Here is a 25882-nt window from a genome sequence, read left to right as displayed (position 1 = left end):
CGGGTTCGATCGGGTCGGGGTGCGGGCCTAGAGCCCCATGTCCTTGGCGATGATCATCTTCATCACCTCGCTGGTGCCGCCGTAGATCCGATTCACGCGGTTGTCGGCGTAGAGGCGGGCGATGGGGTATTCGTTGATGAACCCGTAGCCGCCGTGCAGCTGCAGGCAGCGGTCGATGACGCGGTGGGCGACCTCGGTGCAGAACAGCTTGGCCGAGGCGGCGTCGGCGGCGGTGAGGGTGCCGTTGTCGAGGGCGTCGAGGGCGCGGTCGACCACGGCCTCGGCGGCGTCGACCTCGGCCTGGCAGGCGGCGAGCTCGAACTTGGTGTTCTGGAAGCTGGCGACCGGCTGGCCGAACACGTTGCGCTGCTGGGTGTATTCCTTGGCGAACCGGATGGCGGCCTTGGCCTGCGCGTACGCGCCGACGGCGATGGAGGCGCGTTCCTGGGGCAGGTTCTGGCCCAGGTAGGAGAAGCCCTGGTGCTTCTCGCCCAGCAGGTCCTCGACCGGCACCTTGACGTCGGTGAAGTTGAGTTCGGCGGTGTCGGAGACCTTGAGGCCGAGCTTGTCGAGCTTGCGGCCGACGGTGTAGCCCGCCGACTTGGTGTCGACCGCGAACAGCGAGATGCCGTGGCGGCGATCGCCTTCCGTGGGCGCGGCGGTGCGGGCGCAGACGATGACGCGGTCGGCGAGCACGCCGCCGGTGATGAAGGTCTTGGAACCGTTGAGCACGTAGTGCGTGCCGTCCTCGGACAGCTTGGCGGTGGTGCGCATGCCGGCCAGGTCCGAGCCGGTGCCGGGCTCGGTCATGGCGATGGCGAACATGGTCTCGCCGGACACGAAGCCGGGCAGCCAGCGCTCCTTCTGTTCCTGGGTGGCCAGGTTCAGGATGTAGGGCAGGCACAGCCCGACGTGCACCCCGGACCCGCCGAGCGATACCGCCGCCCGCGCGCATTCCTCGATGAGAATGGCCTGGAACTTGAACGATTCGATGCCCGCGCCGCCGAACTCCTCGGGCACCTCGATGCCGAAGACGCCGAGTTCGCCCAGCTTGTAGTAGAACTCGCGCGGCGCGATGCCCTGCTCGTACCACTGGTCGTACACCGGCACGACCTCGGCTTCGAGGAAGGCCCGCACGGTCTCGCGGAAGGCTTCGTGATCCTTGTCGAAAACTGTTCTCTGCATTCTGAGCTCTCCAGAAGTCGTTCTTGCGAAAGGGGTTTTCAGGGGAAGCCCGGCCGCGGGGAGGAGGAGGCCCGAGCTCCCGAGAGTTGGGGTGTCCTAGAGACGGCGTCCGCCGTCGACGTAAATGGTCTGGCCGGTGACGAACGAGGCGTCGTCGGAGACCAGGAACGACACCACGTTGGCGATGTCGGCGGGCTCACCGACGCGGCGCAGCGGGGTGATCTTGGCGGCCTCGGCACGGAACTCCTCCGGCGAGACACCGACGCGGGCGGCGGTGGCGTCGGTCATCTCGGTGACGATGAACCCGGGCGCGACGGCGTTGACATTGATGCCGAACGGCCCCAATTCCATGGCGAGCGTGCGGGTCAGGCCCTGGATGCCCATCTTGGCGGCCGAGTAGTTGGCCTGCCCGCGGGCGCCGAGCGCGGACACACTGGAGGTGTTCACGATCTTGCCGGACTTCTGCCTCACCATGTACTTCTGCGCCTCGCGGGTGCACAGGAAGGCGCCCTTGAGGTGCACGGACATGACCAGGTCCCAGTCGTCGACCGACATCTTGAACAGCAGGTTGTCGCGCAGCACGCCCGCGTTGTTGACCAGCACGTCCACCGAGCCCAGTTCGGCGGCGATGCGTTCGAACGCGGCGGCGACCTGGGCTTCGTCGGTGACGTTGCAGCCCACCGCGATCGCGGTCCCGCCCGCGGCGGCGATGGCGTCCACGGCGTCCTTGCAGGCGGCCTCGTCGAGATCGACGATGGCGACGGCGAATCCGTCGGCGGCCAGGCGGGCCGCGGTGCCCGCGCCGATTCCGCGGGCGGCGCCGGTGACGACTGCGACTTTCGACATCCGGTTATCTCCCTGTGTGAGTGGTCAGTTGAAGGCGTTCACGCCGGTGAGGGCGCGGCCGATGAGCAGTTTCTGGATCTGGCTGGTGCCCTCGTAGAGGGTGAGGACACGCGCGTCGCGCAGGTACTTCGCGACCGGGTACTCGTCGATGTAGCCGTAGCCGCCGAACACCTGGATGGCGTTGTTGGCGGCTTTCACCGCGGCCTCGCTGGCGAACAGTTTGGCGACCGAGGCCTCGGTGCCGAAGGGCTTGCCCTTCTCCACCAGGTCCGCGACCCGCCAGGTGAGCAGCCGCGCCGCCTCCACGTCGACGGCGATATCCGAGATCAGTTCCTGGACCAGCTGATACGCGGCGATCGGCTTGCCGAACTGCTCACGCTGTCCGGCGTATTTCACCGATTCCTCGAGGCAGCCGCGCGCGACGCCGACGCATCCGGCGGCCACGCCCATGCGGCCCTTGTCGAGGGCGGCCATGGCGATCTTGAAGCCTTGGCCGAGGTCGCCGAGCCGGTTGGCGTCGGGCACCCGGACCTGGTCGAGGACCAGTTCGGCGGTGGCCTGGCCGCGCAGCCCGAGCTTGCCCTTGATCTCGGTGCGGGTGAATCCGGGTGCGTCGGTGGGCACCAGGAACGCGGTGACGCCCTTGGGGCCGGGTCCGCCGGTGCGCGCGAAGATGATGGCGACCTCGGCCCAGGTGCCGTTGGTGATGAAGATCTTGGTGCCGGACAGCAGCCAATCGTCGCCGTCGGCAACGGCTTTGGTGATCAGGCTGCCCGCGTCCGAGCCGGTGCCGGGTTCGGTGAGGCCGAAGCACCCGAGCGCTTGCCCGGCGCACAGCCGCGGCAGCCATTCTCGTTTCTGCGCCTCGGTCCCGTAGGACTTGATCGACTTCGACACCAGGCCCAGTGACACCGACACGATGCCGCGCACCGAGCTGTCGCCGCGGCCGAGTTCTTCGAGCAGCAGGCAGTAGTCCAGGGCGGTGCCGCCGGAGCCGCCGTACTCCTCGGGGATCTCGATGCCGAGGAAGCCCATGTCGCCGAGCTTGCCGACGATGGCGGTGTCCACCGATTCGGCCCGGTCCCAGGCGGCGGCGTACGGGACGACTTCCTTGTCGACCCAGGCGCGGGCCAGTTCGCGCAGTTCGCGGTGCGACTCGCCGAGTTCGAAGTCCATGGTTGCGATAGCTCCTAACCAAACGTTGTTAGGTTTATGACTCGACGGTATCCTAACAGCGTTCGGTTTATCAAGGATCCGGTGATAAGTTCGAGAGCCACCGGAGCGCCACCGGTGTCGCCGGACCCCAGGAGGTGAGCCGCATGGCCAGGCCGAAAGTGCCGCTGCTGAGCCGCGAACGCATTCGCGATGCCGCGCTGACCCTGATCGACCGCGACGGCCTCGCCGAACTGTCCATGCGCAAGCTCGCCGCCGAGCTGGGCGTGCAGGCCGCTTCGCTCTACACCCACTACCCCACCAAGGACGCCGTCCTCGACGACATCGGCGGCATGCTCATGTCCCGAGTCGACGCCTCATCCTTCGATCGAGGCTGGCGCATCGGCATCACCCACTGGGCCCACTCCTACCGCGACGCCCTGGTCCGCCACCCCAATTTCGTCGCGTACCTGGCCGCGGGCCCCGGCACCCGCGACGAGAATCTGCGCACCGCGGACGCCGTCCACGGCGGCCTGGTCGCCGCGGGCTGGCCCCCGCGCGACGCCACCAATATCGGTGCGGCGACCCGCTACCTGGTCATGGGCGCCACCATGGGCTCGTTCTCGCGCGGCTTCGTCGACGACGTGCAGGTCTACCGGGACCGGTACCCGCACCTGGAGCAGGCCCACCTCTTGCGCGCCAAAGCCGACGAAATCGACGCGGAGAGTTTCGAATTGGCCCTGTCTGCCTTCCTCGACGGCCTGCAACTGCGCTTCGACGCGATCGAGCGGGAGCGGGCCCGCCGCCGGCAGTCGCGCTTGAACCCCCGCGCCGACCAGAAATGAGACCCGCAGGAGTTTCACTCTGCGGGACAATTCTGGTCAATTGTCCGAATTTGCTGCGGAAGTGCCGCACCCCCGCTAACCTGCCGCGCATGTCTGGAACTCGTGCATGGGTGGCCGCCGTCGCGCTGGCCGCACTCCCGCTGGCGTCGGCCGCCCCGGCCACGGCCGCTCCCGTGGTGAACAAGGTCGTGGTGATCGGCATCGACGGCACGCTGTGGAGCGAGGTGCAGGCGGCGAACGCGCCGAACCTGGGCCTGCTCGCCGCGCAGGGCACCCTGGCCCGGACCTCGATCGCCCCGCACACCACCATGTCCTGCGTCTCCTGGGCGACGGCGTTGACCGGCGTGTGGGACACCAAGCACGGCATCAAGGACAACGACGCCACCTGCAACCCCGCGCCTTTCGCGCAGTACCCGACGGTGTTCACGCAGTTGGAGCGCTACAAGCCGAGTCTGGCGACGGCGTCGCTGGGCACCTGGGACAAGATCGGCATGATCGCGCGGACCGGAAGTCCGGCGGCGGACAAGGTGTCGGTGACGCAGGTCGACCCGACGGGCGCGGGAGTCTGTGAGACGACGGCGGATTCGGCCGCGGCGGCGAAGGTGGTGTCCTCGATCACCGACGACGGCGCCGATTTCACCTTCACCCACCTCGATCAGGTCGATATCGTCGGCCACACGCTGCGCGGGGTCTGGCCGCAGGCCTACCGTGACGCCATCGGCCGGGTGGACACGCTGGTCGGCAATATCACCAAGGCGGTGGACGACCGGGCCCGCACGCACGCCGACGAGCGCTGGACGATTCTGGTGACCACCGATCACGGCCACAAGCCCGAGGGCGGCCACGGCGGTCAGAGCGCTTACGAGACAGCGAGTTTCGTGATCGCGCGCGGCCCCGACTTCACCGCGGGCGCCCAGAACAACGGCTACGCGCTGGCCGACATCACCCCGACGGTGCTGGATCTGCTGGGCGCCCCGGCCGATCCGAACTCCGACGGCCGGTCCATGCGGCTGGGCGGCTCGGGCGATCCCGCCGCGACCCCGCCGAACACGCCCGCCCTCGATTCCGGGCTCACCGGTTCGTCGTCGGGTTCGGCGCAGATGCTGATGGTCAACAACCCGCTGTGCCTGGTGGCCAGCGGATCGGCCGGCGGCTCCTACGGCAAGTAGGCTTCGCGACGCCCAAAAGCCGGTCCCGGGTTCGGTTCCCGGGACCGGCTTTCCCGTGGATGGGTGATCAGGAGATGAGCCCCGCCGCGTCCGCGTACCCCGCGGGAGCGGGCTCCTCGGCGGGCCCGTACACCATGTGCACCACCCCGGTCTTGAACGGCGTGGCCGAGATCAACCGCAGCGGAACCGAATTCCCGTCGTCGAACAGCCGCACCCCGCCGTTGCGCAGGGCCACCGGATGCACGAGCAGGTGCAGCTCATCCACCAGTCCGGCGGCGAGCAGCTGCACCACCACCGACGGCGAGCCGCTCATCGCGATGTCTCCGCCCGCTTCCGCCTTGAGCGCCGCGACGCCCTCGACCAGGTCGCCGCGCAGCTGCTCGGAGTTCCGCCACGTGAACTCCAGCTCCTCATGCGAGACCACGACTTTCCGCAGATCGCCGAGCGCCTTCGCGAACCCGGCGTCCTCGCCGCCCGCGGCCTCCCGCTCGGGCCACGCTCCCGCGAACCCCTCATAGGTGGCGCGTCCGAACACCAGGGTGTCCGCCCCGGCGACCTGAGCCGAAACCGCTTCCCCCATCTCGTCATTGAAGTACGGGAAGTGCCAGTCCTGGGGCTCCGCCACGATTCCGTCGAGTGAGATGAACAGTCCCGCCGTTACCTTGCGCATCAGTGTGCTCCTTGCCGATCAGTAGTCGAATGTCTCGCGCGCTCACCTGATACGACGGCGTCCCGGCCCGAATCTCATCGCTCCCTGCCCAATTCCCCCCGATTCCTCCCCGCGCGCCCCACCGCCGCCACCACGCCGCCCATCCCATGGTGCGCCCGCTCCCGACCCTCATACGGTTGAATCCCGACTTGTGGAGCCCACCGTGAAGCGCCTGCTCTTCCTGGCGGCAGCGATCATCTTCGCCGCGTCCACCTACACCTACGCCATCTCCCCCGGCCACTACGGCGCGGTCATCGCCGCGGGCGCGGTCCTCACCCTCTGGTTCGTCGGCAAGGCGATGGACTCCTGAACCGTTCGGCTATCGCTGCCGGCGCACGATCTCGTTGATCCAGAGGGGTGCGTACGGCGAGGTGCAGTTGGGCGGGGTCGGATAGTCCTTCAGAACCTCCAGGCGTTCGCCGATGTCGATGGCGCGGGCACGCAGGTCCGGGTGCGCGATGCCGATCTGGGCCAGGCAGGTGTTCATCGCCCATTGCAGGCGATCGGGAGCGTCCTTCATCTCGGCTTCGATGGTGTCTAGGACGTTGGGTAGATCGAGGCCGTCGGGCCGTTTGGTGACACGGTCGGCGGTGAGGGCCCACCCGGCGCTCGCTACGACCGGGTCGGGGTCGTTCATCCAAGCCAGGCGCAGCACCTCGGTGTTCGGGTTCTTCTTCACGAGGTAGCCGACGAGCCAGTCGTGGACCTTGGGGGTGCGCGCTTCGCGGAGCATGGTGTCGAGGTCGGCGCGGCCGTACTGCTTGGGGCGGGAGATGAGGATCGCGAGGAGTCTGGCGGCGCTGTCGCCGGTCTTCCACAGTTGGCGGGCCAAGTCCTCGCGGGGGCCGAGACGCTTGGCGAGGGCGCGCAACGTGGTCAGGTTGACGCCGTGGTCGTCGCCGTGCCGCTCGTTGACGGCACGGGCCTTGGGGTCTTCCAGGGCGGCCAGGTCGGCCAGCACGGCGGTCAGGGTCGGCTCGGGCACGGAAGTGCTGGTCACGCGACTCACGATAGCGCCGATCGTGATCTCCGAGCGGGAACGGGTATGCGGCAGGTAGTCCTGCTCGACCTGGTTGGGAGGTTGCGATGACCGCTGATCCACAGCGGGCGAAGCGTCCGGTGAGTGCGGCGCTGGCCGGGCCCTACGGCCATCCGTTCCATCCGATCCTGGTCACCGTGCCCATCGGGGCGTGGGTGGCGAGCGTGGTGTTCGATCTGGCCTCACACGTCGCCGGGGATCCGGACGCGCTGGCGTACGGCGCGCGGTGGCTGATCGCCATCGGCGTGCTGGGCGCGCTGGCCGCGGCGACCGTCGGGTTCCTGGATTTCCTGGCCATTCCGGCCGGAACCCCGGCCTTCCGCATCGGGTTGACGCACCTGAGCCTGAATCTGGCGGTGACCGTGGCGTTCGCGCTGGATTTCTGGTGGCGCGGCACGCCGGACGGCGCGGTGCCGATCGGCCCGCTGGTGTTGTCGCTCGTCGCGCTGGCGACGTTGTCGGTCTCGGGCTATCTCGGCGGCAAGCTCGCCTACCGCTACGGCGTCCGGGTCGCCGACGAGTCCACCCAGGCGGAGGGTTTCCGCCGCTGAATCCCCATCCCTCGCATTCGACAGGAGTTCGTCATGGCCATCGCGGCACTGATCACCTGGCTGCTCACCGCAACCGGCGGCTTCGTCCTGCTCGGCACCTGGATCGCCAAAGGCGGTGTGCGCGAACCGCGTACCAGCCATCTGCCCGCGCCCGTCGTCTTCGGCCATTTCCTGCTGGCCGTGATCGGGCTGGTGCTGTGGATCATCTATCTGGTCGTCGATTCCGACGCCCTGGCCTGGGTCGCCTTCGGCTTCCTGGTGCCGGTAGCGGCGCTCGGGTTCGTGATGCTGCTGCGCTGGCTCCCGGTGTTCCGGGAGTCGCGGACGCTTGCCGCGGAACCGGCTCCGGTATCGATCCCGGCGCGGGAACCCGCCGAACGACATTTCCCCGTGTTGATCGTCGGCGGCCACGGCCTGTTCGCCGTGATCACCGTCGTGCTGGTGCTGCTCACCGCGCTGGGGGTGGGAGCCAGCTGAGGAAACCATCAGGCGTGCGCGGTCTTTCCGCCGTCGATCACCAGTTGCGCACCGGTCAGGTAGGGGAACTCCGGTGACGCCAGGGTCAGCGCGAAGGCCGCGATCTCCTCCGGCGTGGCGAGCCTGCCCAGGCCGGGCACATTCGATGCCGCCCACTGCTTCATCGCGAGCCGGTACGCGTCGTCGGGTAGGTGGCCGATCGGGCTGGCATCGCGGACGAGGTCGGTGTCCGTTGTACCCGGGACCAGGGCATTGACCCGAATCCCCTGGCCCGCGTAATCCAGTGCCGTGGACTGGACCAGACCGACCAGACCGCGTTTGCTCGCCGTGTAGGCGGCACGGCCGGAATCGGTGGCCAGCGCATTGCTCGACGCCGTGACCACGATCGTTCCGCCGCCGCGGTGGATCAGGTGCGGGACTTCGTATTTCATGGCCAGGAAGCTGCCGCGCAGATTGGTGTTCACGACGCGGTCGAACTCGTCGGCGGAGTACTCGTGCAGCGGCTTCTGGATGGTGATGCCCGCGTTGTTGAACGCGACATCGAGTCCGCCGTAGCGCTGTACGGCGGCGTCGACGAAGTCGCGGACGTCGGATTCGATCAGCACGTCGGCGTGGATGTAGGTGGCTTCGCCTCCCGCCGCGCGGATCTCGCGCTCGACGGCGCGGCCCCGATCGACGCGGCGTCCGCAGAACGCGACGCGGGCGCCCTCGGCGGCGAACAGCCGGGCCGCGGCGGCGCCGATCCCGGAGGTGGCTCCCGTGATCACGACGACCTTGTTCTCGAACCGTCGCGCCGAGGGCCGCAGGTGTGGTGGATTCGCGTCGGACGCGAGCGCGACTCCGCCCGCGACGCCCGCGGCCGCGCCGGCCACCAGTCCCCCGGCCACCGCGCCCAGGACCCGTCTGCGGCTGGGACGGCGCTGCGGTGGCTGCGCCGCCGGATCGTCCGGCTTGCCCGTCTTCGCGTCGTCGTTCGCCGGATTGTCGTTGCTGCTCATGCCTTCACTCTCGCCGCCGAACCGGCGTGCGGGATCCGACCACGGGCCCCTCCGATCGGCCCGGTGTCGGAGACCGATCTCCTCCCTGCGGAGGAATCGCCGGTCCTCACGGTTACGCCATGATGGGAGCGTGGTTGGTTCCTCCGGCGTGACCCGAAGTGCCGAGTCGCTGCTCGGCGAGCGCATGCTGCCGGTCCGGCTCGCCGTGCTGACAGCGCTGGCAGCGGGTTGTCTGCTGCTGCTCGGGAATGAGCCGACTGTCTTCGACTGGGCGACAGGCCTGCTCGCGGTGCTGGCGACGGCCCTCGGGGTGCGCCGCCCGATGGCGGCCTCGCTGCTGACGACCGGGCTGCTGGTCCTCGGCTTCGAATTCGGCCATACCGGACCGATTGTCGCGAAGGTCGCGGCGGCCTTCGCACTCGCCGAACTGGCCGCTCGCCGTGGCGGCCGGCCTTCCTGGCCGGCGGCGGGCGGACTGGGTGCGGCTTACCTGCTGCATCCGGTCGGCGGAACCGCGGTGATGCTGTATCGCGCGGTCGTCATGGCCGTATTGCCGCTGTTCGTCGGCGGTCTGCTGCGCACCGCGTGGGCCCGCGCCGAACAGTCCGCCCGCGAGGCGGACGCGCTCGAACAGCGCCGGGCGAATGAGATCGCCGCGGCCCGGGAGACCGAGCGGACCGCCATCGCCCGTGAACTCCACGACCTGATCGCCCATCATGTCTCCTCGACCGTGCTGCGGGTCGGAGTCGCCCGCCACGCGGTGCCCGACGCGCCGCCCGCACTCTTGGAAGTCCTCGACGACATCCATTCGACCGGCAAGCAAACCCTCACCGATCTGCGCAAATTGGTGACGATCCTGCGAGACCCGGCGGGTGACGGCGCATCCTTCCTGGCTCCTGCGGACCTGCCCGCCGCGCTCACCGAGACGGTCGAGCGCGTCCGCCGCGGTGGCCTGGCCGTCACCGCGAACGTGGCCGAGGACGTCACGGCGGTGGACGCGTTGCGTGCTCTGACCGTGCTGAGACTGACCCAGGAAGGACTGGCCAATGTCGTCAAACATGCCGGGCCGGAGACCACCGTGTGGCTGACCGTCTCCGTCGACGCCTCTGGTCAGCTCGATTTCACCTTGCGGGACAACGGCTCTCCACGACCGGACCGGTCCCCGCTGCCCGGCGGGGTTGGCCTGATCGGGCTGCGTGAACGCGTCGAGCTGCTCGACGGCGCGTTCGACGCGGGACCGAACGGCTCCGGCTGGCGGATCACCGCCCGCCTCCCCCGCCGCATCGGTGCGGCCGCATGACGATCCGCGTCCTCATCGTCGATGATCAGCAACTGGTCCGCGCGGGCCTGCGCATGCTGTGCCACACCGCCGACGACCTCGAGGTGATCGGCGAGGCCTCCGGCGGTTCGGACGCCGTGCGACTGGCCGCCGACACCACACCCGATGTCATCCTGATGGACTTGCGCATGCCCGGCATGGACGGAATCCGCGCGACCGAACGAATCCTGGCCGCCCGCCAGTCCGCCCGGGTGCTGGCCCTGACCACCTTCGACGACGACGATCACCTCTACCCGGCGCTGGAAGCCGGAGCCTGCGGATTCCTCGTCAAGGACGCCGCCCCCGCCGACCTGCTCGACGGCATACGCCGCGCCGCGATCGGCGAACGCCCGTTCTCCCCGGACGTCCTGCACCGCCTGGTCGAATCCGCGGTGGCCGCCCGCTCCGACACCGAACTCGCCACTCCCCCGGACCTGTTCCCGTTGACCCGCCGCGAAGCGGACGTGCTGGCGCTGCTCACCGAGGGCCTGTCCAACGCCGAGATAGCCGCCCGCCTGGTGCTCGGCGTGACCACCGTCAAAACCCACGTCACCAACCTGATGGCGAAAACCGGCTCCCCCAACCGCGTCCGCCTCGCCATCTACGGCCTCCGCCACAGCGCACCCTGAGACCCCGGAAACGAACTCGGGCCCCGAGCTGAGTTCAGCTCGGGGCCCGCAGGTTTCGCGGCTTACTTCAGCCGCAGGCTGCCGAAGAGGCCTTCCTTCTCGGAGTTCGGCCCGGCGGTGAAGTACAGGGCGTCGGCGTCGCCGAGGCTCTCACCGTTGCCGAACATCAAGCCCCACAGGCCGTCGATCTCGGCGGGCTTGCCGTCGGCGTCACGCAGGTAGTCGACGAACTTGCCGGACTGGTCGTCGAGGGCGAGGATGTGGCCGGCGCCGGCGAAGTTGCCGATCAGCAGCTTGCCGGCGAGCGGCCCGAAGCCCTGCGGGGCGACGACGACGGCCCACGGCGCGTTGAGGCGGCCGTCGGCGTCGATGGTGCGAACCAGCTTGCCGCTCTTGTCGAATTCGGCGACCTGACCCTTCTTGGCCTTGTTGCCTTCCTTCTTCTCCTGGTCCTTGTCGAGGGAGTCCTCTTCGCCGACCTTGAGCTTGTTCGGGTCGCCGCCCTCGGAGCCGGTGATGGCGTAGGTGACGAACACCCGGTCGCCGATGGTGGCGACGTTGAACGGGGCCGGGTCGCCGACCTTGATCTTCTTGCCCTTGGTGGCGTCGGCCGGGTCGACGGCGTCACCGGTGGCGAAGGGGTTGGCGAAACCGGTGGTGGGCACCAGCTTCCAGTCCTTGTCGAAGGTGCGGACCTGCGGATCCTTGCCGAAGTCGGCGGCCAGCAGCTTGGTGCCGGACGGGTCGAGGGCGATGCCCTTGAAGTTCATGCCCTGGGCGGTGCCGTCGTATTCGAGGACGGCGGGGCCGTCGTGGCGGACGATGGCGCCGCCCGCGCCCTGCTCGGTCCAGCCGGAGATCTTGCCGGAGTCGGTGGCGAAGATGAATCGCGCGGAGCCGGTGAGCTTCTCGTCCTTGCCGTCGTAGCTGACGGGCTGGTCCTTCACCAGGAAGATGTCGGAGGTGATGGGGGCCGGGTTGAAGACGACGCCGGTGGTCTTGCCCTCGCCCTCGTCGCCGTCCTCGTCCGGGATGGAGTCGGCGCCGGGGATGGTGACCAGCTTGAGCTGGTCCTGGAACATCTTCTGGTACTTGGCGTCCGGGGACTTGGTGACGTCGCCGACGTACTGGAAGGAGTAGCCGCCCGCGCCGACCCAGAAGTGGCCGCCCGCGCCCTTGGGCCGGTCCGCGATGCCCCAGGCGTTGATGAAGTTGGGGTCGGTGAACTGGGCCTTGTCGGAGGCCTTGTTGGAGGCGATGTTGACCTGGGCGTAATGGTTGCCGTCAAGGGCCTTGACGTCGTCGGAGTCCGACCTCGTGCTGCTGCACGCCGCCGCCACGACCAGCGCCGCACCCAGCGCGGACAGCCGCAGCAGGGTGTTGCGGCCCGGGGTACCGCTCGCTCGTCCGTTCATGTCAGTCCTTCCAACGAAACGCCCAGGTTCGGCGTTAGGTGACGCTAACCATAACTGGATGAAGCGGCCCTGTCGTTAGGGGACCCTCATTTCTATTCGGAAGTGATATTCGCGCCGGTCCAGGGCGCGCGGAGCAGTCCGCGAGCCGTGTCGGAACCGTCCAGAACGCGGGTGACGCGGCTGGTGATCCGCCAGCCTCCGGCGGTGCGGGCGAGCCGGAAATGGTTGGCCCCGGCGCGCCAGACGAAGAACTCGCCGTCGCGGTGGCGGATCAGGAGGGATTCGCACACCGCTTCGGCGGTGTCGCCATCCAGGGTGACCGCCGCCGGGCCCAGGAAATGCGCCGATCCGGCCGCGATCAGTGATTGATGCGCGGTCGAGCCGACCATGGCGCGCAGGTCGTCGCGGCTACGCATGTGCCAGCCCTCCACGTCGTATTCGCCGTCCTCGGTCCACAATTCGGCGACCTCGTCGGCGACTCCGGCGTCCACGAGCGGGCCGTAGGAGGCGATCAGGCGCGTGATGGCGAGCTCGTCCTCGAGACGCAGCAGCCGGGCTTCGAGGGCGGCGAGACGCTCGTCGGTCATGAGAGTCCTTCTTCTAGCGGAGATGGCGGTCGACGAGTTCGCGGAGTGCGGCGAGTTGCTCGCAGTAGTGTCCGGCGTCGGTGGCGCGCACGGTGCAGGTCAGGTGGGTGGCGCCCGCGTCACGCAATGCGGTCAGCCTGCGCAGCGAATCCGCTTCGTCGCCTTGCGGATCCAGCGAGGCGCCGGGCGAGAGCACGATGTCGAAACCCTCGGGGACGGTGACGGTGGCGAGCAGGTCGGCGATCTGTTCGGCCTTCAGCCCGAACGGCACCCACCCGGTGCCGAGCGTCACCGCCCGGCGCAGGGACCGGCGGGTGCGGCCGCCGACCCAGATCGGCACGGCGTGGTCGATCGCATGGGGTTCGATGACGAAGTCCTCGGCTTCTCGACGACCCCAGGCCCGCTTCAGTCGCGCCAGGGCCGCGTCGGCGAGGGCGCCCCGGTCCTCCCAGGCCGCGCCGAGCAGCGCGAATTCCTCCGCGAGAGAACCGACTCCGACGCCGAGCACCACACGGCCATCGCTCAGCCGGTCCAGGGTCCCGTAGCTCTTGGCCAGCGCCAGCGGATGGTGATACCCGAGCACGAGCACCGAGGTGGCGAGCCGGATCCGGCTGGTGTGCGCGGCCAGGTAGGACAGCGTCGCGAGGGGATCCCAGTAGGTCGCGCCCCGCATCGCGGCCGCCGCGGCAGGCACCCCGACGTGGTCGGCGCAGGTGAGGTGGTCGAATCCGAGTTCGTCGGCGGCCCTGGCGATCCGGGTCAGTTCCTCCGCTCCGGCCGTGGCCTCCCACGGCGATGCGATCCCCGGTACTTGTACGACGATGGGCGTGGACAGCCCGAGCTTCACCGTCATCGCGCCACCCGCTCCGGCAGTCCCATGAGCCGCCGCATCCCGCGATCGGCGCGCAGCACCGCGGTCGCCCGATCCGGATCGTTGCGCTGCGCGGCCCCGGCCTCGTTGCCGGACATGATGTGGACCGGCCCACGTCCGAGATTCGAAAGTCCTTCGCGCGCCACGTCATCGGGTTCGGACACCGCCATGCCCGGCACGTCGAAGTTGAGTCCGACCCGCTCCATGGCGGGTGTCCGCGTCACACCGAGCACCAGTTCCAGGACGTCGACCCCGTATTCGCCGAGTTCGAGCCACAGGCTTTCGGCGAAGATCCGCCCGAATGCCTTCACCCCGCCGTACACGGTGTGATGCTGCGACCCCAGATATCCCGCCAGCGACCCGACCATCAGGATCCCGCCCCGCCCACGGGTTTTCATGCGCGCCCCGAAATGGTGGATCAGCCCGAGCGGCGCGGTGATGTTCAGATCGATGACCTGCTGGAACGCGGTGAGATCCCCGTCGACGAACGGCGCACTGTGGGTGTTGGCCCCGGCATTGAGCACCAGCAGCCCGACCTCCACGTCCTCGACCGCGGCCACGATCCGCTCTACGGCGGCCAGGTCGGTCAGATCGGTTGCGAGCGTCCGCACCTCGACCCCGAGCTCCCGGCATTCCACGGCCGTGGCCTCCAGCGGTTCGGCGCGCCGAGCCACCAGCAGCAGCCCGATCCCCGCTCGCGCTAGCTCTATCGCGAACGACCGCCCGACCCCCTCCGATCCCCCGGTGATGACCGCCCACGGCCCATAATGCTGCGGGTCCACACCGCTCATTGCGACTCCCTCGCCTGTGAGATCGAACTCGGTACCCTCCAGTTCTACAAACTTCCGCCCAGAAAAACTAGAGTGAATTCTAGTTATCGGACAGAAGGTGGTTCCATGCCGCGCATCCAGGACTCCCGCGCCCCCGGCCGCGTCTCGACGGCCCGGCAGCTGGAACGCCAGCGGGCCATCCTCCGCTCCGCCGCCCGCCTGGGCGCCGAGCACGGCTTGGAACGCGTCCAGATGTCCGAGGTAGCCCAGTCCGCCGGAGTAGCCCTCGGCACCCTGTACCGCTACTACCCCTCCAAACACCACCTCTTCGCAGGCGTCCTCGACGGCGCTGTCCGCGAACTACCCCACCCCACCCCGGTTCCCGGCGACCCGATCACGGGCTCGTCCGAATTCCTGGCCGCCGCGGTCGACGAACTCCTCCGCCATCCCCACCTGGCCCGCGCCATGATCGTCTCGATGAACGCGGTCCGCGCCGAAGGCCACGCACTGCGCGCCGAACCCCCCGCCGCGGCTTCCTCCGCAGCGGCAGCCGCCCTCGAAACCGACCACGTCATGCCCGAGCGCATCCTCTCCTCCGCCGGCATCACCACCCCCACCGACGAGGACCGCCGTCTGGCCCGCCTCCTCGAACAGTGCGTCTACGGCATCCTCACCTGGACCATCGCCGGCCGCCTGACCACCCCCCAAGCCGTCTCCGATGTCCACCGAGCCTGCACCCTCCTCCTGGCCCCTTGGCGCGAACCCCACTGACCCCCAACCGTTTCGCCCCGGAAACTCGAGGCACACCCAACGACTGAAATCCCCACGTTTCAGTCTTTCCGGACGGTAGCGTTCCCCAACCCCTCGCCCAGCGATCCAGGAGACGATGACCGTACATACCCGCCCCAGCCGCCGAATCGGCTGGGGCATAACAGGACTGGCCGCCACCACGGCTGTCGTCGCCATCGCTCCCACGGCGTCCGCCGATGTCCAGAGACTCTCGATCCACCCGGCCGATCAGACCATCGTCGCCGGCACCAGCTACCAGCTGCACGCATCGACCGGTTGGGGATCGCACTGGATCACCTTCTACGACAACGGCCAGTGCGTCGGAGGCACGAGAACGACGTTCAGTTCGGAAACCGAACTGGACCCCTACGCCTATGTGAGCTGGACCCCCTCGACAGCGGGCACCCACGTCATCACCGCCGATGACGGCACGGCCGCCAAAACGCTCTCCGTGACCGTCCAGCCGGCCCCCGCCGGAAGCACCCCCGCGCCCCGAGCGCCAAGCCCGCCGGCTGCAGCACGCTGGAGCGCCTCCTCGGCACAGGCAGCGCCGCGGCCGGAAACTGAGCGCCCCACCCGCCGGGCGCCCACTGCGCCCGGCTTTCCCCGCCCAGGTCGCGTTATGCCTGTCGGCGTGTCAGAGATCGTGGTTATCGTTCGCCTGAGTGCCGACCGAGCGCTCCGGAGGAACGGGGAAGAATGAGTTCGACACCATCGCCGAACTTTGGCGGCGACCAACTGCTCGTCTTCCAGTGCCCCCTGGAAAGCGACGCGTACTTCTCCCCAGCCGATCCCCGACTGCCGGAGCGATTCTGGGATAAACCACCCGCGAACCTGCATGCTTTTGGCGAATCCTGCTACAGCGCAACGGCGTCCCCACGCAAACCCCGGACCCCTTCCTTCGTCCGAGTCGCCTGACCTTGCACCGCCATGAAGATGTCGACCACCACAACGAGGATTCCCCCGCGTGCTGCCCTCGGCGACTCCATCGTTCGGCTGGGTCGCGACTTCGACAACGACCCGGCTCCGGCGGTCGTACGACGCTCTGCCCGTTGATCTTCGGCCCTGGCCGGTGCGGTCAGCGCGGCTGGGTTTGGTATCGGCCGTCGGCGGCCGCGGTGAGTCGGCCGGCCAGGGCGCGTACGGCGTCGTTGAGTGCGTCGGGGTGCTCGATGATGAACGGGCGGTTCAGGCCGGCGAGCAGGGCGGGAATCCAGTCGAGTTGTTCGGCGCGGATTCGGATCCGGACCCACGGGCTGGTGTCAGCGGGCTGCGAGTCGATCTCATGCACGGTCGCGATCGTCGCAGGGAGCAGCGGGCGGACCTGGGTGAGTGTGCCCTGGACTCGGACCGATACCTCGTACCGATAGGGCGCGTTGGCCAATGCGGACAGCAGATGAGCGGCTGGTTCGAATCCGGTAGGCGGAGCGAAGGTTCCGGGCTGTGTGGTCACCGCGGTGATGCGGTCCAGCCGGAACTGGCGTAGTTCGTCGCTGTCGCTGTCCATCCCTGTCAGATACCACCGGCCGGAGTGGTCGACGAGCCCGTAGGGGTGCACGGTCCGCTGGCTGGACCGCCCGTTTCGGTCGGTGTACCCGATTGCGACCGGTCGGTGCTCGCGGGTGGCCTCGGCGAGCCGGAGCAGGACGGCGGTCTCGGCAGCCACTTCCGGGCGCGCGCCGGCGGTGAATTCGACGGTGTCGATCAGTGCGTCCAGGCGGGCCGTCAGACGTGGGGGTAGGACGCGGCGGAGTTTGGCCGTCGCGCTGTCGGCTGCGCGGGCGGCCGCTGTCGGCCGGTCGGCTCCGCGGCTGGTGAGGAGCCCGAGCAACACGGCCACCGCCTCGTCGTCGGTCAGCATCAGCGGTGGCATTCGGTATCCGGGAGCGAGCCGGTATCCCCCGTAGCGGCCCCGCACCGATCGGACCGGGATATCCAGGTCGGTGAGATGTGTGACGTATCGCCTGACGGTGCGTTCATCGACGCCGAGCCGTCCGGCGAGTTCGCCGACGGTATGAGTACCGCCGGTCTGCAACAGCTCCAGCAGGGCCAGCACTCGGGCGGTGGGGCGCGTCATCGGGAAATTCTCGCATCCATACCGGGCGGAAACTGTCCGGTATCGGCTCTACCGTGGCGTGCGGCGGTGGAACCTCCGCCTCATTCGACAGCAGGAGCACACCATGAAGCTCGTCTCGATCCGTCTGATCACTGACGACATCCAGCGGCTGGCCAGTTTCTATCAGCACGTGACCGGCATCGAAGCGAACTGGGCTACACCGGATTTCGCCGAAATCGTCACACCGGCCGGCACCCTCGCGATCGGAAGCACCCGCACCGTGGCACTGTTCGCCGCGGGCAGCGCGCACCCAGCCGACAATCACACGGCGATCATCGAATTCCTGGTCCCCGACGTCGATGCCGATTACCGGCGGTTGCGAGATACGGTCGAGGATTTCGTCAACGAGCCCACGACGATGCCGTGGGGGAACCGGTCGTTGCTGTTTCGCGATCCCGACGGCAACCTGATCAACCTCTTCACCCCGGTCACCGCGCAGGCCGCCGCGAAGTTCGCCGGTTGATATCCGACGGCCCCGAGATGACCCGCCGTTGATCTTCAGCTAGCTGGCTCGGATCGCCGCGGATCGCGCGGGTTGCGGCCATTATGGTGCGCCTGGTGGCGGGAATCGCGCGATGTAGGCACGGGCGCGCGGCCGGGGTCGTGAGCGAACTCCGCTGGGCTGCGGTGCCGGTGACAAGCACAGAACTCGTCGAGATCCATGCGCACGAGCGGACGCTCCGATGCGGTCAGGCGGGCGCTGCGAGCAGACCCGCAACCAGGGTGCGCAGGCCCCGCTCGTAGGTGTCCCTGGCGGCGAGTGCGACGTAGCGTTCACCGAGCGCGGCCAGGCGCGGCAGGTCCTCGGGGTCGAGTTCTGGAATTCTCGCCACGCGGCACGGAGGTGCTCTCCGCCCACCAGCCCCTCGAAAACCGCTGGCGACCCGTAGCGCTCTGGACGCGGCGGGCGGCGGGAAGCCGGAGGGCATCGTGCTCCGCACACCGGACCGCTCGGTGATCACCAAGGCTCGCTTCGAGGATTACGACCGCACGCTGCGCCGCAAAGGCTGAATGCCGAGGGCAACCCCCGGCAATTCGGGGCAGACCCAGATACCGAAATCACCACGTTTCACTCATTGCGAACGGTAGCGTTCGGCGACCCCGGAGCTCGGGACCCGAACCAGGAGAACGATGACCACGCGTACCCGCCTCGGCCACAGAATCGGCTGGGCCACAACAGGACTGGCCGCCACCATGGCCGTCGTCGCAGTCGGCGCGCCCACCGCGTCCGCCGATGTCCACACCCTCGCTATCTATCCCACCGGTCAAACGTATTACGTCGGAGGCTCCTACCAACTGGTCTCCACGACCGCGCCGACGGAAGGGCCGCGATGGGTGACCTTGTCCGACAACGGCCAGTGCCTCGGCGGCATGTGGTCGAAGCCGGTCAACAATGTCGATTCCGTCAATATGGTCGCAAAACTGAACTGGGTCCCGGCGACGGTGGGCCACCACGTCCTCACCGCCGCCGACAGCCGGACCAGCAAGACGTTCGAGGTCGACGTCCTGGCCACACCCGTGGGAACCGTTCCCGCAACCCCCGCCCAACCCAGCGGTTGCAGTCCGCTGGAACGCTTCCTCAACTCCGGCAGCGGCTAAACCGCCGAACGAGCACGCCGCCCGGGCCCCATGCCAGGAGAACAATGACAACACAAACCAACTACGGCCGCCGAATCGGTTGGGGCACAGCCGGACTGGCCATGAGTCTGGCGGCTCTCACCTTCGGCGCCCCCACCGCGTCTGCCGATGTTGAGACATTCTGGGTCGGTACCGCGAATTACCCCCGCTATGCGGGTACCGATTACCTCCTGTACGCGACCACCGTGAAGGGGGCCGGAGCGCGCTGGGTGATCTTCTCCGACAACGGTGTGTGCATCGGAGGCACCCGCACGGACTCGGTGCCCGGCTACACCCCGATGGCGGGAATAACCTGGATCCCGACCACCGCGGGCCGCCACGTCCTGACCGCCGACGACGGCCAGACGACGAAGTCCATCACCGTGGACATGGAGCCCCCGCAAGCCGGCACCACACCGAAGACCCCGCCCACCCCGACCGGATGCGACAAGCTGTCGCAGTTGCTCACCACGGGCAGCGGCACCGGCAGCGCCGCCATCGGCCTCTGAGACACCGCGGGCCGGACACGACAGCGTGTCCGGCCCGCGGCTTGTCTCGGGTCAGAGCTCGAATTCGGCCCGGACCTGGTCTTCGGTGAGGCCGTAGTCGGCGAGGGAGTACTTGTGGACCGGCTTGCGGTCGCCGGACTTGCTCTCCTCGTCGAGCGTGGTCATGGAGGACCGCGCCGAGTCGGTGTAGTCCAACCCGAACTTCGAGTAGATCTTCTCGACGGTGGCGAACGGGTCCGCACGCAGTTCGTCGAATTCGATGTCCAGGAACTGATCCGGGTTGTAGCGAGCACGCGCGGCGTTGAACTCGCGCAGGCCGCGCGACCACAGCTCCAGCTGGGACGAACCGATCTTCTCGCCCACGAACGTGGTGGACCAGCCCGCGGTCGCCTGCTCGGACAGGCTGCACGACGAGCCCACGATGGTGACCGGGTCGCGGTGGGTCTGAATGATCAGCGCGTCCGGGTACACCTTCATCAGCGCGTCCAGCGCGAACAAGTGGCTGGGGTTCTTGAGAACCCAGCGCCGTTCGTCGCCGAGCCCGATCAGCTGCAGGTTCTGCTTGTGCCGGGTATAGGCGTCGGTCCAGTCCTGCTTGCGCAGCCACTCCGAATACGTCGGCAGGTAGGCCAGCGATTCGTAGGAGATGGATTTCACCGTCTGGCGCAGCAGCTGCCAGCACTCCTCCACCTCGGCGGCGGTCATGTAGTGCACGCCCATGAATTCCGGATTCTCGATCCGGTGCTGGGCGAAGCCCTTGTCGACGGCCTGGTAGACGGGGTTGTCGGCCCAGGTGTCGCGGGGCGGCCGCGGCTGCGGGAAGTCGGCGAGCCACATTTCCAGGGCCTGGTGCTGCGGGTCGGCGGCGAGCAGGCGGTGCAGGGCGGTGGTGCCGGTGCGGGGCAGGCCGGTGACGAAAATCGGCCGGGTGACCTTGGTTTCGGCGTACGCCGGGTTCGCCTTCCAGCTGGCTTCACTCAGCGCGCGGGCGACGAGCGCGCCGCGCAGGAAGTAGCGACTCATCTTGGAGCCGATCTCGGTGAGTCCCGCGTCGCGCTGGTAGGAGTCCAGCAGCACGCCGAGTGCCTCGTGGTGGTCGTCGGACCCGAAGTCGGTGAGCCCGCAGACCTTGGTGGCCGAGGCGTGCAGATCCTCGACGGTGCCGACGTTGGTACGTCCGGTCATGGTGATGAAACTCCTTGCTCAGACGTGGTATTCGCCGCAGTTGACGTCGATGGTCTGCCCGGTGACGGCGTTCGCGAACGGCGAGGTCAGGTAGACGATGGTCTGCGCGATCTCGTCGGGCAGCGGCAGCCGCTTCAGGTCGGACTTGGAGGCGGTCTGCTGGTAGACCTGCTCCTCGGTGATGCCGTACTTCTTGGCGATCTCCGCGAAGTACCACTTCAGCTGGTCGGTCCAGATGTAGCCGGGCAGCACGCTGTTGACGCGAATGCCCTTCTCCCCCAGCTCGGTCGCCAGGGTCTGGGACATGGCCAGCAGCGCCGCCTTCGCGATCTTGTAGCTGCCGTAGCGAGGTTCGCTGTGCCGCAGCACCATGGAGTTGACCATGACGATCGACCCCTTGGTCTCGGCCAGCCCGGGCGTGAACGCCTGCGTCATCCGCAGATTGCCGAGCACGGTCAGGTCCACGCTCTCGCGGATCTGCTCGAAGTCGGTGCGCGCCAGCGGCTTCATCGACGGCACCTTGAACGCGTTGTTCACCAGCGCGTCGACCCGGCCGAACGTCTCGATGGTCTGCTTGGCGAGGTTCTCGACGGTCGCCTCATCGGTGATATCGGTGGGCACGCACAGGGTTTCCGCGCCGCCCTCGGCCGCGATCTCGTCGGCGACCTCCTTCAACCGCGATTCGGTGCGCGCCGCCAGCACCACCTTGGCGCCGGCCGCGGCGGCCTCCAACGCGATGGAACGGCCCAGTCCGGGGCCGATTCCGCTGACCACGACGACCTTGCCGTCCAGCAGTCCGGTCTTCAGACGGCTCATCCCAGCATCCTTTCCGCGAAGGCGCGCTGGCGTGCGGCGATCCGCTCACGCCAGCCGGCCTCGTCGATTCGATTGAGTTCATGGTGCGGCAGGCTCTCCGCCACCTTGTCGAAGGGCACCAGTTCGATGGTCGGCCCGTCCTCGGGCGTCATCGTCCGCGAGACCCGCTGCCAGCGGAACTGGAGAATTCCCAGCTTGCGCCCGGTGGTCTCGATCCAGTTGGCGACGCCCGGATTCCGCGCCGACACGACCATGCGGATCATCCCGTCCGGATCCACCTGCGCCTGCCGGTGATTCAGCGAGGTCTGGTGGTTGACGTAGTCGAGGGAGATGTACCAGCGGCTGCCCAGCTGGAATCCTTGATACGGCGCATCGGATTTCGGCACGGTGATGATCAGCGCCTGATCGTCCTCGAGCTCGAAGTGCCCGACCGAGGAGTACTGGGTGCTCAGCCCGCCCGGCGTGAGTCGCGGTTCAGTCAGCGTGTTGACCGGCAGGTTCAGGTAGAACCACTTCGGGAAATTGAACCAGGTGTGCACCCGGGTCAGCAGCATGCGCCCGGCCGCCCGGTACCGCTTGCGCAGCTGTTCCACGCCCGCTTCGACCGGCGCGGTGCCGATGGTGTCCACCCGTTCGATGCGGATGGTGCCCTTGCGCTCGGCGTTCCAGTCGCCGTATACCTCGCGCACGGCCAGCATGGACGCGCCCTCGGCGAGCACGAAGTAGTTCGGCTCCGGGTTCTCCTTGGGCGGCCCGAAACGCAACTGGTAGCTGCCGTCCGCATTGATCTCGAGCCGCCGGTCGTCGAACGCGTCGTCGCCGTTGGGCACATCGGAGGCGGTGTAATCGCCCTTGAGTACCTGGAAACTCAGGTCGACGGTGCTGCCGCGCACGCCGGTGAGCAGGTATTCCGCACCCGGCTCGATATTGGCGCTGTAGTACAGCGTGTCCGGATTATCCAGGCCCATCTTGGTGTAGGGCCCGGTCGCGGTGACCAGGTACGGGTGCGAGGTGCCGTGCGCCCGGGACAATTGCAGCACCGCGGCGATACCGGCCTGCAAATAGTCGTATCCCTCGGCCAGGTCGTGCGGGTCACGGATGAAATCCGCACCGGCGATGAGCTTCTCGGCCTCCGCGACGGCCGCCAGGAACGGTTCCGTGAGCGGCGTGTCGGCCTTGTCGATGTCTGTCATCAGCTGTCAGCGATCCCTAGTGTCTCTCGAATTCGATGGGCGATCTCGGCCGGCGTCCCGTCCGAGGGGGTGATGGTGAGGTCGGCGAACTCCGGCCGCTCGTAGGGCGAGCTGACACCGGTGAATTCGGGCAGTTCCCCGGCGCGAGCCTTCCGGTACAGGCCCTTCGGGTCCCGCAGTTCGCATTCGTCCAGCGGAGTATCGACGAAGATCTCCCGGAACGGGAGGTTCTTGTCGTCGTGCAGTTTTCGAGCCTCGCGGCGTTCGGCCCGGAACGGGCTGATCAGCGAGACGATGGCGACCACGCCCGCGTCCGCGAACAACGCCGCCACCTCGGAGACGCGGCGGATGTTCTCGCGCCGGTCCTCGTCGGTGAAGCCCAGGTTCTTGTTCAGCCCGTGCCGCAGATTGTCGCCGTCAAGCAGATAGGCGGGCTGCCCGGACGCGATGAGCTGGCGCTCCAGTTCGACTGCGATGGTGGACTTCCCGGAGCCCGACAGCCCGGTCAGCCACACGGTCGCGCCGGTGCTGAGCCGCTGCCCGCGCTCCACCGCGGAGCTGTGCCACACCACGTTCGAGGCCTTGTGCCCGATCTTCGGCGCACCGGTGGAGCGTCCGGTGATCATGCCCGCGGCCACCGTCTGGTTGGTGGTCTCGTCGATGAGGATGAAGCTGCCGGTGGCGCGGTTCTCGCGGTAGGGGTCGAACAGCAACGCCTGCCGGCTCTTGAGGGTGAGCCGCCCGATGTCGTTGAGCCCCAGCGATTCCGCGTCGGTCTGCCGGTGCAGGGTGTTCACGTCGAGCCGGTAGTCGAGGTCGGTCACCTCCACCTTGGAGGTCTGGGTGGCGGTCCGGATCGAGTACGAGTTGCCCGCGCGCAGTTCGGTGTCGTCGGAGAACCAGCACACCATGGCGTCGAGTTCCCGATCGGTGTGCGGCTGGTTGCCGGGCCGGGCGAGCATATCGCCACGGCCGATGTCGATCTCGTCGTCGAGGGTGAGCGAGACCGCCATGCCGGTGAACGCCTCGTCCACCTTGCCGCCGCCCGGACCCCAGATCTGGTTGACGTGGCTGGTGCGTCCCGAGGGCAGCACCACGACCTCGTCGCCGGGCTTGAAGATGCCGCCCGCCACGGTGCCCGCGTAACTGCGCTGGGTCTCCCCGTGCGGCCGGATCACGTACTGCACCGGCAGCCGGTTGTCGATCAGGTTGCGGTCGGAGGCGACGTGCACTTCCTCCAGGTGCCGCAGCAGCGGCGGCCCCGGATACCAATCGGCGGTGTTGGCCGAGGAATCGACCACATTGTCGCCGTGCAGCGCCGACACCGGCACGAAACTCAGGTCGCCGACATCGAGTTTGGTGGCGAAATCCGCGAATTCCGAACGGATCTCCTCGAACCGCTCCTCGGACCAGTCGACCAGGTCCATCTTGTTCACGCACAACACCAGGTGCCCGACGCCCAGCAGCGAGGACAGGAAGGCGTGGCGGCGGGTCTGCTCGGAGACACCCTTGCGCGCGTCGACCAGGATCAGGGCCAGGTCCGCGGTGGACGCGCCGGTCACCATGTTCCGGGTGTACTGCACGTGCCCGGGAGTGTCGGCGATGATGAACTTGCGTCGCGGCGTGGTGAAGTAGCGGTAGGCGACGTCGATGGTGATGCCCTGCTCGCGTTCGGCGCGCAGGCCGTCGGTGACCAGCGACAGGTCGGGCCCGTCGCCGCCGCGCGAGAGGCTGGCGCGCTCGATGGCGTCGAGCTGATCGCTGAACAGGCTCTTGGAGTCGAACAGCAGCCGCCCGATGAGGGTCGACTTGCCGTCGTCCACACTGCCGGCGGTGGCGATCCGTAACAGGTTGCGGCGCATCAGAAGTAGCCCTCTCGCTTGCGATCTTCCATGCCGGACTCGGAGATCCGGTCGTCGGCGCGGGTGGCGCCGCGCTCGGTCAGGCGGGTGGTGGCGGTCTCGGCGATCACCTCGACCGGGTTGGACGCGCCGGATTCCACGCAGCCCGTGCAGTCGGCGTCGCCGAGGGTGCGGAACCGGACGGTCGCCTCGAATCGCCGCTCGTCCGCGCCGAATTCCAGGAATCGGTTCTCCGCCAGCAGCATTCCGTCGCGCTCCACCACGGTGCGGCGGTGGGCGTAGTACAGCGACGGCAGTTCCACCTCGGCCTGGTCGATGTACTCCCAGATGTCGAGCTCGGTCCAGTTGGACAGCGGGAACACACGAATGTGCTCGCCCTTCCGGTGCCGCCCGTTGTAGAGGTTCCACACCTCCGGCCGCTGCGCGCGCGGATCCCACGCGCCGTACTCGTCGCGGAAGCTGAACACCCGCTCCTTGGCGCGCGCCTTCTCCTCGTCGCGCCGCGCGCCGCCGAAGACCGCGTCGAAGCGGTGCTCGCGGATGCTGCGCAGCAGGGTGGCGGTCTGCAGCCGGTTGCGGGTCTCGCCCGGGCGCTCGGTGACCCGGCCCGCGTCGATATCGTCCTGCACCTTGCCGACCAGTAGCTGAGCGCCCAGTCGCGCCGCCGTGCGGTCCCGGAAGTCGATGACCTCGTCGAAGTTGCGCCCGGTGTCGATGTGCAGCAGGGCGAACGGCAGCGGCGCGGGCCAGAACGCCCGCCGCGCCAGTTCCAGCATGACCGCCGAGTCCTTGCCGCCGGAGAACAACAGCACCGGCCGCTCGAAGGTGGCCGCCACCTCCCGAATGATGTGCACCGATTCCGCCTCCAAGGCGTTCAGGTGCGACAGCTCATATCCCGTGCGCATCTCTCGTCCCATTCGCCGCGTCTGTCGAACCGGCCGGGTTCTTGCCAACCCTTGCGGTGTCGAATATTCGACGCTATTGTTCGATAATGTGACACCGACGATAAGTCGGTACCGGGCGACGGTCAATACCCACGCCCGAATTGGCGCGCACCGTCGTCGCCGGAATCGGCCGCCGCCCAGCCGGGATCGGCCCGCGACACCGCCTGGACCGGCCCGGTCAGGGTCACTCCGCCGTGAGTAACCGATACACCGACCGATACGATTTCCGAGCGCCCCTCCCGCATCGCGGGACCGACACCTGCAGGAATCGATTTGCCTGAATCCACCAC

At 68.2% G+C, this 25882-nt stretch carries 29 protein-coding genes; 12 read left to right on the top strand and 17 right to left on the bottom strand.

From position 1 onward, the window contains the following. Positions 1–27: 27 nt before the first annotated feature. The 3 genes from ABZ412_RS29660 to ABZ412_RS29650 form a co-directional block, all read right to left on the bottom strand. Entirely contained in the window at positions 28–1185 is a 1158-nt protein-coding gene (locus tag ABZ412_RS29660; RefSeq protein WP_357286579.1) for an acyl-CoA dehydrogenase family protein, read from the bottom strand. 96 nt (positions 1186–1281) lie between these two features. Then, positions 1282–2031 (bottom strand): 3-oxoacyl-ACP reductase FabG, encoded by a 750-nt coding sequence (fabG, locus tag ABZ412_RS29655; RefSeq protein ID WP_357286577.1) that lies wholly within the window; start codon positions 2029–2031, stop codon positions 1282–1284. Between the two features lie 24 nt (positions 2032–2055). Next, complete coding sequence (locus ABZ412_RS29650; protein ID WP_357286575.1) at positions 2056–3207, bottom strand: acyl-CoA dehydrogenase family protein; 1152 nt, start codon at positions 3205–3207, stop codon at positions 2056–2058. Positions 3208–3350: 143 nt separating this feature from the next. Between ABZ412_RS29650 and ABZ412_RS29645 the strand changes: the two genes are divergently transcribed. Together ABZ412_RS29645 and ABZ412_RS29640 are read left to right on the top strand one after the other, a co-directional pair. Then, positions 3351–4028 carry a TetR family transcriptional regulator gene (locus ABZ412_RS29645; RefSeq protein WP_357286573.1) on the top strand — a complete coding sequence of 226 codons (678 nt, stop codon included), beginning with the start codon at positions 3351–3353 and terminating at the stop codon, positions 4026–4028. Between the two features lie 89 nt (positions 4029–4117). After that, a complete protein-coding gene (locus ABZ412_RS29640; protein ID WP_357286571.1) occupies positions 4118–5197 on the top strand; it encodes an alkaline phosphatase family protein in 1080 nt (359 codons plus the stop codon). 67 nt (positions 5198–5264) lie between these two features. Here the strand turns inward: ABZ412_RS29640 and ABZ412_RS29635 are convergent, their stop codons facing one another. Next, the gene (locus ABZ412_RS29635) at positions 5265–5867 is read right to left on the bottom strand and encodes a dihydrofolate reductase family protein (RefSeq protein WP_357286569.1); all 603 of its coding nucleotides are present in this window, start codon (positions 5865–5867) and stop codon (positions 5265–5267) included. A gap of 202 nt (positions 5868–6069) precedes the next feature. On the opposite strand from ABZ412_RS29635, the gene ABZ412_RS29630 reads away from it, so the two are divergent. Beyond that, positions 6070–6216, top strand: coding sequence for a hypothetical protein (locus ABZ412_RS29630; RefSeq protein ID WP_357286567.1), 147 nt, complete (start codon positions 6070–6072; stop codon positions 6214–6216). A 9-nt stretch (positions 6217–6225) separates the two neighbouring features. Here the strand turns inward: ABZ412_RS29630 and ABZ412_RS29625 are convergent, their stop codons facing one another. After that, entirely contained in the window at positions 6226–6906 is a 681-nt protein-coding gene (locus ABZ412_RS29625) for a DNA alkylation repair protein (protein ID WP_357286565.1), read from the bottom strand. An 86-nt stretch (positions 6907–6992) separates the two neighbouring features. On the opposite strand from ABZ412_RS29625, the gene ABZ412_RS29620 reads away from it, so the two are divergent. Together ABZ412_RS29620 and ABZ412_RS29615 are read left to right on the top strand one after the other, a co-directional pair. Then, positions 6993–7496 (top strand): DUF2231 domain-containing protein, encoded by a 504-nt coding sequence (locus tag ABZ412_RS29620; protein ID WP_357286563.1) that lies wholly within the window; start codon positions 6993–6995, stop codon positions 7494–7496. 33 nt (positions 7497–7529) lie between these two features. Further along, positions 7530–7973, top strand: coding sequence for a hypothetical protein (locus ABZ412_RS29615; RefSeq protein ID WP_357286561.1), 444 nt, complete (start codon positions 7530–7532; stop codon positions 7971–7973). Between the two features lie 8 nt (positions 7974–7981). Here ABZ412_RS29615 and ABZ412_RS29610 read toward each other — a convergent pair whose 3' ends face one another. Next, positions 7982–8971, bottom strand: a complete 990-nt coding sequence (locus ABZ412_RS29610; RefSeq protein ID WP_357286559.1) for an SDR family NAD(P)-dependent oxidoreductase — start codon at positions 8969–8971, stop codon at positions 7982–7984. Between the two features lie 148 nt (positions 8972–9119). Between ABZ412_RS29610 and ABZ412_RS29605 the strand changes: the two genes are divergently transcribed. Together ABZ412_RS29605 and ABZ412_RS29600 are read left to right on the top strand one after the other, a co-directional pair. Next, the gene (locus ABZ412_RS29605) at positions 9120–10271 is read left to right on the top strand and encodes a histidine kinase (RefSeq protein WP_357286557.1); all 1152 of its coding nucleotides are present in this window, start codon (positions 9120–9122) and stop codon (positions 10269–10271) included. Continuing rightward, positions 10268–10918 carry a response regulator transcription factor gene (locus tag ABZ412_RS29600; protein WP_357286555.1) on the top strand — a complete coding sequence of 217 codons (651 nt, stop codon included), beginning with the start codon at positions 10268–10270 and terminating at the stop codon, positions 10916–10918. The genes ABZ412_RS29605 and ABZ412_RS29600 overlap by 4 nt, the downstream gene beginning before the upstream one ends. A 62-nt stretch (positions 10919–10980) precedes the next feature. Here the strand turns inward: ABZ412_RS29600 and ABZ412_RS29595 are convergent, their stop codons facing one another. The 4 genes from ABZ412_RS29595 to ABZ412_RS29580 all read right to left on the bottom strand — a co-directional run bounded on the left by ABZ412_RS29595 (position 10981) and on the right by ABZ412_RS29580 (position 14582). Beyond that, complete coding sequence (locus tag ABZ412_RS29595; RefSeq protein ID WP_357286553.1) at positions 10981–12333, bottom strand: TIGR03118 family protein; 1353 nt, start codon at positions 12331–12333, stop codon at positions 10981–10983. Between the two features lie 92 nt (positions 12334–12425). Next, complete coding sequence (locus ABZ412_RS29590; protein ID WP_357286551.1) at positions 12426–12920, bottom strand: nuclear transport factor 2 family protein; 495 nt, start codon at positions 12918–12920, stop codon at positions 12426–12428. A gap of 13 nt (positions 12921–12933) precedes the next feature. Continuing rightward, on the bottom strand, positions 12934–13767 hold the full coding sequence (locus tag ABZ412_RS29585; RefSeq protein ID WP_357286715.1) for a TIGR03619 family F420-dependent LLM class oxidoreductase: 834 nt from the start codon (positions 13765–13767) through the stop codon (positions 12934–12936). Positions 13768–13769: 2 nt separating this feature from the next. Beyond that, on the bottom strand, positions 13770–14582 hold the full coding sequence (locus tag ABZ412_RS29580; RefSeq protein ID WP_357286549.1) for an SDR family NAD(P)-dependent oxidoreductase: 813 nt from the start codon (positions 14580–14582) through the stop codon (positions 13770–13772). Positions 14583–14687: 105 nt separating this feature from the next. Here ABZ412_RS29580 and ABZ412_RS29575 point away from each other — a divergent pair, with 105 nt between their 5' ends. Both ABZ412_RS29575 and ABZ412_RS29570 read left to right on the top strand, forming a co-directional pair. Then, on the top strand, positions 14688–15332 hold the full coding sequence (locus ABZ412_RS29575; protein ID WP_357286547.1) for a TetR family transcriptional regulator: 645 nt from the start codon (positions 14688–14690) through the stop codon (positions 15330–15332). Between the two features lie 115 nt (positions 15333–15447). Further along, positions 15448–16053, top strand: a complete 606-nt coding sequence (locus ABZ412_RS29570; protein WP_357286545.1) for a hypothetical protein — start codon at positions 15448–15450, stop codon at positions 16051–16053. 375 nt (positions 16054–16428) lie between these two features. Here ABZ412_RS29570 and ABZ412_RS29565 read toward each other — a convergent pair whose 3' ends face one another. After that, positions 16429–17427, bottom strand: coding sequence for a YafY family protein (locus ABZ412_RS29565; protein ID WP_357286543.1), 999 nt, complete (start codon positions 17425–17427; stop codon positions 16429–16431). A 103-nt stretch (positions 17428–17530) separates the two neighbouring features. On the opposite strand from ABZ412_RS29565, the gene ABZ412_RS29560 reads away from it, so the two are divergent. Further along, the gene (locus ABZ412_RS29560; RefSeq protein ID WP_357286541.1) at positions 17531–17929 is read left to right on the top strand and encodes a VOC family protein; all 399 of its coding nucleotides are present in this window, start codon (positions 17531–17533) and stop codon (positions 17927–17929) included. Positions 17930–18155: 226 nt separating this feature from the next. Here the strand turns inward: ABZ412_RS29560 and ABZ412_RS29555 are convergent, their stop codons facing one another. Further along, on the bottom strand, positions 18156–18299 hold the full coding sequence (locus ABZ412_RS29555) for a hypothetical protein (protein WP_357286539.1): 144 nt from the start codon (positions 18297–18299) through the stop codon (positions 18156–18158). Positions 18300–18597: 298 nt separating this feature from the next. Here ABZ412_RS29555 and ABZ412_RS29550 point away from each other — a divergent pair, with 298 nt between their 5' ends. Further along, positions 18598–19065, top strand: a complete 468-nt coding sequence (locus ABZ412_RS29550) for a hypothetical protein (RefSeq protein ID WP_357286536.1) — start codon at positions 18598–18600, stop codon at positions 19063–19065. A gap of 44 nt (positions 19066–19109) precedes the next feature. Further along, positions 19110–19592: a hypothetical protein gene (locus tag ABZ412_RS29545; RefSeq protein WP_357286533.1), complete on the top strand. Its 483-nt coding sequence runs from the start codon at positions 19110–19112 to the stop codon at positions 19590–19592. 51 nt (positions 19593–19643) lie between these two features. Here ABZ412_RS29545 and ABZ412_RS29540 read toward each other — a convergent pair whose 3' ends face one another. Genes ABZ412_RS29540 through cysD form a run of 5 tightly spaced genes read right to left on the bottom strand, consistent with a single transcriptional unit; the run spans position 19644 to position 25553 of the window. Beyond that, positions 19644–20783, bottom strand: a complete 1140-nt coding sequence (locus tag ABZ412_RS29540) for a sulfotransferase (protein WP_357286712.1) — start codon at positions 20781–20783, stop codon at positions 19644–19646. Between the two features lie 12 nt (positions 20784–20795). Beyond that, on the bottom strand, positions 20796–21593 hold the full coding sequence (locus tag ABZ412_RS29535) for an SDR family oxidoreductase (protein ID WP_357286530.1): 798 nt from the start codon (positions 21591–21593) through the stop codon (positions 20796–20798). Then, positions 21590–22786: a hypothetical protein gene (locus ABZ412_RS29530; protein ID WP_357286527.1), complete on the bottom strand. Its 1197-nt coding sequence runs from the start codon at positions 22784–22786 to the stop codon at positions 21590–21592. The genes ABZ412_RS29535 and ABZ412_RS29530 overlap by 4 nt, the downstream gene beginning before the upstream one ends. Next, positions 22786–24648, bottom strand: coding sequence for an adenylyl-sulfate kinase (gene cysC, locus ABZ412_RS29525; RefSeq protein ID WP_357286524.1), 1863 nt, complete (start codon positions 24646–24648; stop codon positions 22786–22788). Before cysC ends, ABZ412_RS29530 begins: the two co-directional genes overlap by 1 nt. Continuing rightward, positions 24648–25553, bottom strand: coding sequence for a sulfate adenylyltransferase subunit CysD (gene cysD, locus ABZ412_RS29520; protein ID WP_357094822.1), 906 nt, complete (start codon positions 25551–25553; stop codon positions 24648–24650). Before cysD ends, cysC begins: the two co-directional genes overlap by 1 nt. Between the last annotated feature and the right edge of the window lie 329 nt (positions 25554–25882).

The organism is Nocardia sp. NPDC005746 (assembly GCF_040630785.1).
Taxonomy (GTDB): Bacteria; Actinomycetota; Actinomycetes; order Mycobacteriales; family Mycobacteriaceae; genus Nocardia.
The sequence above is the reverse complement of the archived record's forward strand: the minus strand, read 5'-3'. Positions and strand labels throughout refer to the sequence as shown.